6 protein-coding genes and 2 pseudogenes are annotated in these 8,080 nt (G+C 58.5%); all 8 read left to right on the top strand.

What is annotated here, in order from left to right; genetic code table 11:
* Window positions 1-408: pseudogene (locus tag ABYO54_RS11065) on the top strand (hypothetical protein); the annotation flags it as partial.
* Window positions 393-2,915, top strand: coding sequence for an ATP-binding protein (locus tag ABYO54_RS11060; RefSeq protein WP_372808310.1), 2,523 nt, complete (start codon window positions 393-395; stop codon window positions 2,913-2,915). The pseudogene ABYO54_RS11065 and the gene ABYO54_RS11060, both read left to right, overlap by 16 nt.
* The gene (locus tag ABYO54_RS11055; protein ID WP_372808309.1) at window positions 2,912-4,903 is read left to right on the top strand and encodes a nitrogen regulation protein NR(II); all 1,992 of its coding nucleotides are present in this window, start codon (window positions 2,912-2,914) and stop codon (window positions 4,901-4,903) included. Before ABYO54_RS11060 ends, ABYO54_RS11055 begins: the two co-directional genes overlap by 4 nt.
* Window positions 4,900-5,130 carry a helix-turn-helix domain-containing protein gene (locus tag ABYO54_RS11050; RefSeq protein ID WP_372808308.1) on the top strand — a complete coding sequence of 77 codons (231 nt, stop codon included), beginning with the start codon at window positions 4,900-4,902 and terminating at the stop codon, window positions 5,128-5,130. Before ABYO54_RS11055 ends, ABYO54_RS11050 begins: the two co-directional genes overlap by 4 nt.
* Before the next feature lie 60 nt (window positions 5,131-5,190).
* Window positions 5,191-5,676, top strand: a complete 486-nt coding sequence (locus tag ABYO54_RS11045; RefSeq protein WP_372808307.1) for a universal stress protein — start codon at window positions 5,191-5,193, stop codon at window positions 5,674-5,676.
* Window positions 5,677-5,736: 60 nt separating this feature from the next.
* Window positions 5,737-6,699 carry a biotin synthase BioB gene (bioB, locus tag ABYO54_RS11040; RefSeq protein ID WP_372808306.1) on the top strand — a complete coding sequence of 321 codons (963 nt, stop codon included), beginning with the start codon at window positions 5,737-5,739 and terminating at the stop codon, window positions 6,697-6,699.
* A 144-nt stretch (window positions 6,700-6,843) separates the two neighbouring features.
* The gene (locus ABYO54_RS11035; RefSeq protein WP_372808305.1) at window positions 6,844-7,389 is read left to right on the top strand and encodes an RNA polymerase sigma factor; all 546 of its coding nucleotides are present in this window, start codon (window positions 6,844-6,846) and stop codon (window positions 7,387-7,389) included.
* Window positions 7,386-8,080, top strand: a pseudogene (locus ABYO54_RS11030) (anti-sigma factor); the annotation flags it as partial. The gene ABYO54_RS11035 and the pseudogene ABYO54_RS11030, both read left to right, overlap by 4 nt.

The following is an 8,080-nucleotide window of genomic DNA, read 5'->3' as shown; positions in this document are numbered from 1 at the left end:
GAACAGTCCATGCAGATTGCAATCATGAACGCAGGAGTTCAGACCGATAGGATCGGTTTCATTTCGGCCCACGGCCCCGGCGATCCATACATGGACATCACTGAAACCAACGCCATTAAGAAAGTTTTCCGGGATATGGCCTACGATATTCCCGTTTCTTCGATCAAGGGAGCGTGTGGCAACGCGATGGGAGCAGGAGGAATTCAACAGCTCATTTCAACTGCCCTAGCAGTCCATTCTTCGGAAATTCCTCCCACAGCCAATTACTGCACCCGGGACCCTTACTGCGACTTAGACTACGTTCCCGGACAAAGCAGACTAAAAAACATCGATAAAGCCATTGTTAACTCCCATGGATTTGGGCGCAGCAACTGTAGCCTTGTTGTAGGAAAATGGGACAACGACTGATGATTCCCGGACAAGTCATCCTGCTCGTCATCTTTGTGATCAACGCTGCGATTAGCCTCTCGGTGTACTTCACGAACTCCAAACGCTCGCAAAACCGCTTATTCCTTTTGTTTTCATCGAGCCTCTCCGTGTGGGTTATATTTGTATTTAGCATTGCATATGCAAAAACAGAACTCTCTGCCGCGATCGGAATCCGAGGAGCATCAATCGCAGGTGCATCCATTCCCGTGACCTTCTATATCTTCTGCCAAGCCATTGCTGCGCCACATCTAAAATTGCGCCAGCTATTCTTAAAATCCAGAGCCATGCTCTTGCTGAGCGTTATAGTAGCAGGCATGTGCTGCACATCCTTTTTCCTTCAGGAAGTCACGCTACCCAACCCCACCAATCAACTAAGAATTCCGGAAGCCGACTATGGCTATGGTTTTTTTGTTTTCATGGCATTTTTCCCCCTGGTTATCTACCGGACCATATATGTTTTCTATAAAACACTGCGCTTTTCTAAAGGCATGCCTAAAGCTGAAATGCAGTTTGCGCTGATCGGCATGACAAGCGCATTGCCAGTGGCATTGATCATCCACGTTTTGGCTATTATTTCCGGAAGCTCTCAACCACAGCAATACGGTCCGCTCTGCATTATTCCAATGAACTTGGTGATTGCCTACGGCATTGCAACCCGCCGCATCTTGGGCATTGAACGAATTATCAGACAGGCCATGGCCTACGCGTTACTTGCTGGATCTCTGGGATTGGTCTATTTTGCTTGCTGGCACGCCATGAACTACCTGCTCAGCGATGTCATGAAGGACCCATCGATGGTCGCTCAAATTACTGCCATAGTAGTGACCCTCATCAGTCAGTCGCCTATCCAACACCATATCCGCGCAGCAACGACCAAACTAATCGGAACTAAATCCATGGATGTTTCCGGCACCATGAAGCAAGCCGGTGAAATTTTCCAATCCGTCTATGCCGTGGACACGCTGTCGAAACATTTTTCGCAACTCGTGCAGCATGCACTCAACGCCAAATCCATCCGCATAATTAGCTTGGAAAAGAATCAATCCGCTCTCAACTACTCCACGGAATCCATAGCGATAGACAAGGCAATCAGCACAGAGAGCGCATTGATTCAAATGGCGGCTTCGTCAAAGGACACCATTTGTAAAGACACTCTCTCTCGCGTCCGAGAAACCGAACTCAGCATCAGAGTGCAAAAAGAACTGAATGAACTGGGTGCAAACATGGCAGTCGGAATTTTCTCGAAGAGCGTGCTCTCAGGCCTTCTTTTGGCTGGGCCAAAGAAAGGTGGAGGCTTCTACGACAAGACCGAATTAGACGCGATCCAAATCCTGTGCAACCAGTTTGCGGTGGCGCTGGAGAATGCGCAGCTTTATACGGAGATGCAGGACAGCAAGATCCGCAACGAAATCATGCTCGACCAGCTGGTGAGCGGAGTGATCGTGGCCAGCCCCGACCGGACCATTACCCTGTTCAACCACGAGGCGCAGCGCATCACCGGCATCCCCGACGATGCGGCGATCGGAAAACCGATCGGGATCCTGCCGCGAGCCATCCAAATGGCGCTCGAAACCACGCTCGAAACCAAGACGGGCGTTCGCAACATGGACGCAACGCTGTATAATCCAGACACGGAGGAAGAGAGCGCAAACATCCGTATGGGATCGGCCTTTTTGCTAGGGCACGACGGCAAGCCGATGGGCGCGCTGCTGGTCTTCACCGACATCACCGAATTGAAAGGCCTTGAAGAACAGGTTCGCAGAACGGACCAGCTTTCGAGCGTCGGCACCTTGGCGGCGGGCATGGCCCACGAAATCAAGAACCCGCTCGTCACGATCAAAACCTTCTCCCAGCTACTGCCGAAGCGCTACAACGACGAGGACTTCCGGCACGATTTTTCGAGTTTGGTCGCCCATGAGGTTTCGCGCATCGACGGCATCGTCAACGAATTGCTCAGCTTCTCGAAACCGGCCAAACCGCACCTCATTCCCATGAAACTGCAGGACACCATTGCCCAGACGCTCAAACTCACCCACGAACAGCGCGCCTTGAACCACATCGACCTCACGACAAAATACAACGCTTCCAACGACGAAATCTTCGGTGACGCCAAGTTGCTGTCGCAAGCCCTGATCAACCTCAAGCTGAATGCCATCGAAGCGATCGGCGAGGGCGGCAACATCACCATCGGCACCATCAACTGCAACTACCGCTTCGCCAGTCCCGACTCCCGGGAACGGGCGACGACGAAGAAGTGCATCCGCCTGCAAATCACCGATACGGGCAAGGGCATCGAACGCGATAAGCTCCAAAAGATCTTCGATCCGTTCTTCACCAGCAAAAGCGAAGGAACCGGCATGGGGCTATCCGTTGCACACGGCATTATCAGCGAGCACCATGGCGTGATCGAGGTGGAAAGCGAACCCGGTCGCGGCACCACGTTCTATGTCTACATCCCGGTTCTAGAAGAGGGCATCGCCAAATGAAGACCCTTCCGTCATGCATCCTATACACCCGCGACGAGAACCTCTCCGGGCGCATCGTCCGCATCGCCTCTTCCATCGTGGCGCTGCAACCGATCGACGAACAGACCGAGCTGGAGCAGTGGATCGCCCAGTTCGGCGACACGCTGCTTATCGCCGACTTGCGGGCCGCCAACTGCCTCGACGTCCTCGCGTCGATCCGCAAGGAAAAGCCCTCGACCATCGTCATTGTGCTCGGCGCCGACCGTTCCGACCCGATGCTTGCCGCCGAATGGCTCGAACCGTTCGCGACGACCTCGCTGGAACCCGACCGCCGCGCATTCCAGGCCCTGCTCAAGCAGGCGATCGAATGCCTGTCGCTCCGCCAAAAGAACAAAATCCTGCAAGAAGAGCTCGCCACCCTGAATGCCCGCAGAGCCGAACAACGTCCCCAGCCGCGCGCGCTGTTTTCCGCTCCGCTGCAGAACTTTTCCAAGGCGCAGCGCAATTTCGACAACGTGGACATGCTTTTCGAAAGCGTCGTCGAGGGCCTCGTCGCCACGGCCCGGGTTTCGCGCGCGGGCATTTTCATCAAATCCGAAGCAACCGACAACTACGCCTACCAGGCGGGCACCCGCTGCCTCGCCGCCACGGAAAAACTGGTCATCCGCCCCGACAACCCGTTTGTCCGCTGGCTGGAAATGAATACCCACTTGATTTCGCGCAAGACGCTCGAAAACGTTTTCGACCCCCAGGAACGGGCCATGCTCAAGCATATGCTCGACTCGCTCGGGGCCGAGATCATCATCCCGCTCTATGCCTCCGGTTGCATCAAAGGCTGGATCTTCGTTGGCCAGCGCTCCACCGGAATTCCGTTCGACCTCACCGACCTCGAGGACCTCACCGGACTCGCCGACCATATTTCCACCACGTTGGAAAAAGCGCTGCAGTACGAAGCGACCGCCCTGCAGAAGGCCCTCGCCGAAACGGTGCTGCACTCCATCCCGTTCGGCATCGTGGCGTGCGACGAAAACGCGATCATTCGCTGGTTCAACAGCACGGCCCGGGAAATCCTCCAGCCGACCGAGGAAGAGATCATCGGACAAAAGGCCGAGGTTCTCGGCAGCCGCATCGCCGACACGTTGCGCCGCTCCGTCAAACAGATGGCCGCCCGCGATCTCCTCGAATGGACCGACAGCCGCACCAAGCTCACCCTCGCCGCAGAAACCCGCTGCCTCTCCGACGGCGGAACCTGCGTCGGCGCCATGACGATGCTGCGCGACGTGACCGGGGTCAAGCTGCTCAAGGAAAAGGAGGAGCAGGTCGAGCGCGCCACCTTCTGGAACGAACTGGCATCCAGCATGAGCCACGAAATCCGCAACCCGCTCGTCGCCATCAAAACCTTTGCCCAGCTACTGCCCAAGCGCTACGAGGATGCGGACTTCCGCACCGAATTCGGCGACCAGGTCACCAGCGAAGTCGACCGCCTCAACCAGATCATCGACAAGATCAACGAATTCGCCAACCCGCCCAAACCCAATCTGCAACCGCTCGACATCCGCAAACCCATCGAACACGCCGTCACCCGCATCCAGTCCGAACTCGACCACGACAACCTCAAGATCCACCTATCGGCCGACGACTCCGCGTTGCAGATCAACGGCGACGCCGGCTCGCTCGAGGAATGCGTCTACCACCTGCTCAAGAACGCCGCCGAAAACCTGGCCAACAAGCCCGGCTCGCGCATCAACGTCACCGCCAAGGGCCGCATGCCCGAACAGGGTTCCGGGAACGTCTTCATCATGGTCACCGACAACGGAAGCGGGATCGACGACTCCGTACGCGACAAGGTTTTCTCGCCGTTCATCACCACCAAGGCCCTCGGGTTCGGGCTTGGACTCCCCATCGCCAAACGCGCGGTGGTCGACCACAACGGCCAGATGGATATCGAGACCAGCTCCGGCGGCACCACCGTCTCCATCGTTCTGCCGGCGCTGGAGGAATCCGAATGAGCAATCCCGACGGCCGGCCCGACTCCGCGCAACTCCCCAACCTCGAAGAAGCCGTCGGCAACTTCGAGCGCAACCTGATCCTCGAGGCCCTGGAAAAATGCAACGGCATCCAGACCCGCGCCGCCGACTATCTCGGCACCACCCGCCGCATCCTGCGCTACCGCATGGACAAGCTCGGCATCAAGCCCCGGCGCGGAATCAGCCCCCAGCGCGGCAAACTCCCCTAAGCTGCTCTTGCCAAAAAACACCAATGGGCTAAAGTAGCGTTCTCGAACCAAGGAGGCCCTATGAACAACCTGCTCGTCGCCGTCGATTTTTCGAAAATCACCGAGGCCGTGATCGATCATGCGGCCAACCTCGCCAAAGCGCTCGACGCCAAGTTGTGGGTCCTGCACGTCACCTCCGACGAAACGCAGGCCGTGGTCTACGAGAGCACGCAGTTCACGGGCTACTCGCCCGAATTCGTCAGCATGCCCGGCGACATCCAACTCGCCCGCGACCTCAGCGCGGAGGAGATCAAGCGCGAGCACAACGAACTGCTCGGCATCTCCGCCAAACTGCGGGAACAAGGCATCGACTCCCAGGCCCTGCTGATCAAGGGCCCCGCCGCCAAAACCATCGTTGCCAAGGCCGAAGAGCTGGATGCCGGCATGATCATTCTCGGCTCCCACGGCCATGGCCTTTTGCACAAGGCCTTGCTCGGAAGCGTCTCCGAAGCCGTCATGAACCAAACCAACCGTTGCGTGCTGGTGGTTCCTTCTCCCGAAAAATAGGCTTTCCAAAAGCCGCCTCTTCCGTATGGTGCCCCGTTTCAACAACCGATACGGGAAGCCATGCAAGAATCGATCATCAACAACGCCATCGCGGGGGCCGGCTGCACGCCCGAGGAAGCGCTTTCGCTCGTCGACGCGAACGAAACCGCGCTCTTTGCCGGGGCCACCCGGATCCGCGAGGCCTTCTTCGGCAAGCAGATCCAACTCTGCTGCATCATCAATGCGAAAAGCGGCAAATGCGACATGGACTGCCGCTTCTGCTCGCAAAGCGGCCACAACTCCACCGCGATCGACGTCTACCCCTTCATGGACGCCCAGCACCTCGAAAACCGCATCCGCGACGACATCGAAGGCGGCGACCGCATGTGCGGCGTGGTCACCAGCGGCGGCAAACTCTCCTCGAACGAACTCGAGCAGCTCGCCGACACCGTCAGGAAAATCGGCAGCGGCCAACGGGCGCCCGTCTGCGGATCGCTCGGCCGCCTTGCCCCCGAAGAGCTCGCGATGCTCAAGGAATCCGGCATCACCCGCTTCCACCACAATCTCGAGGCCTCCGAAAACTACTACCCCGAAATCTGCTCCACCCAGGATTGGACCAGCCGCCTCGACACCGTCAAGGCCGCGCAACAGGTCGGCCTCAAGGTTTGCAGCGGCGGACTATTCGGCCTCGGCGAAAGCTGGCAGGACCGCATCGACCTCGCCCTCACCCTGCGCGAGCTCGGCGTCGACAGCGTCCCGATCAACTTCCTCTATGCCCACGCCGGCACGCCGCTCAAGGACCAGCCGCCCCTTTCCGCCGAAGAGGCCCTGCGCATCATCGCCCTCTACCGTTTTCTACTGCCCTCCACCACCCTGCGCATTTGCGGCGGGCGCGCCCATATCCTCGGCGACCGCCAAAAGGATCTGTTTGCCGCCGGCGCCAACGGCCTCATGACCGGCAACTACCTCACCGTCGCCGGCTCCCAATACGAGTCCGACCTCGAGATGATCCGCACCCTTGGCCTCGAAATCGCCGCGACCTAGCCCTGCCCGCTCAAAAAATCCGTCCGCATCGTTTCCAACCGACGGGAAAGGGGATAGAATTCCGCTTCGCGAAAAAAGCACGGAATTTTTGTAAACCGAACCGCGACGACAGGCGTATAGGCAATAAAGGAACCGCGGCGTTTAATGGAGCAGAGCGACGAACTTCTGATGGAAGCGTACCGGGATGGCGATCAAACGGCCTTCCCGGCCCTGTTGCGCCGATACAAAAGCGGGCTATACGGATATCTGATGCGAATGGTGCATAACAGCGAAACGGCCGAAGACCTGTTCCAGGAAACCTTCCTGCGGGTGCACCAAAAGGCGCACACCTATCGAACCGGCGCCAGATTCAAGAGCTGGCTCTTCACCATCGCCACGCGGATTGCGATCGACAGCATCCGGAAAAACAACCGCAGCCCGGAGACCCAGCCGTTCGAAATCGAGCAAACCGACCCCGCCGGCACGCCCGACGAGCAAACCGCCCAGTCCGAACTCCGCCACCGCGTCAAAGCCGCCGTCGAAACCTTGCCGCCCAAGCAACGCGCCGCGCTGGTGCTCGCCTACTACCAGGGGCACACCTACCCGGAAGTCGCCGAAATCATGGGATGTTCGCTGGGCACCGTGAAAACCCACATGTCGCGCGCCCTCAAAACCCTGGCCGTGAAGTTGCCGCAAGGAGGTTTGCGATGATCCATTTCAGCGCCGACCAACTCAGGGAATACCAATTCAATCTGCTGCCGGAAACGGAACGCGGCCAGATCGACGCGCATCTGCAACGCTGCGCCGAATGCCGGCATGCGCTTCAGGCCATCGAGGCGCAGTTTGCCGCGCTGGATGTGTTGAAAGAACAGCCCGAGGTTTCGGAGGAACGAATCGAGGCCGTCCTGGCGGTATGTCGGCAACCCGGACGATCGAAGCTCCTTGTTTGGCGCCCGGCGATCATTCTTGCCGCCGCCGCGAGCATCGCTTTTGCGTTTCTGCTGATCCGGCCCGGCCTGCCCGTTGAGGATCGTACCGCAGGCGGCCCGCCTGCCCCGGCGACCGCCGCGTTGCGGGCATCCCAGCCGTTCGCCCCGGCGAGCAACATCGAGCTCAACGTCTTGCCGCGGCGCGACGAGGTGCAGCTGACGATCTACAACGCCGAGGACCTCACCCTTATCCGCGAAACGCGGAAGATGACGCTCAAGCGCGGCTGGAACTGGCTCCAGTTTATGTGGAGCAACACGCTCATCGACCCGACGTCGCTCGACCTGCGGCCCGTCACCCATGCGGACCAGATCGAAATTACCCAACTGGTCTATCCGCCGCGGCTGAACGAGCTGGCGCGCTGGACGATCTTTTCCGAATTCAGCGGCGAGGCCGAATTCGAGCTGACCTATTT

This window comes from Pontiella sp. (assembly GCF_041622395.1).
Lineage (GTDB): Bacteria > Verrucomicrobiota > Kiritimatiellia > Kiritimatiellales > Pontiellaceae > Pontiella.
The sequence above is the reverse complement of the archived record's forward strand: the minus strand, read 5'-3'. Positions and strand labels throughout refer to the sequence as shown.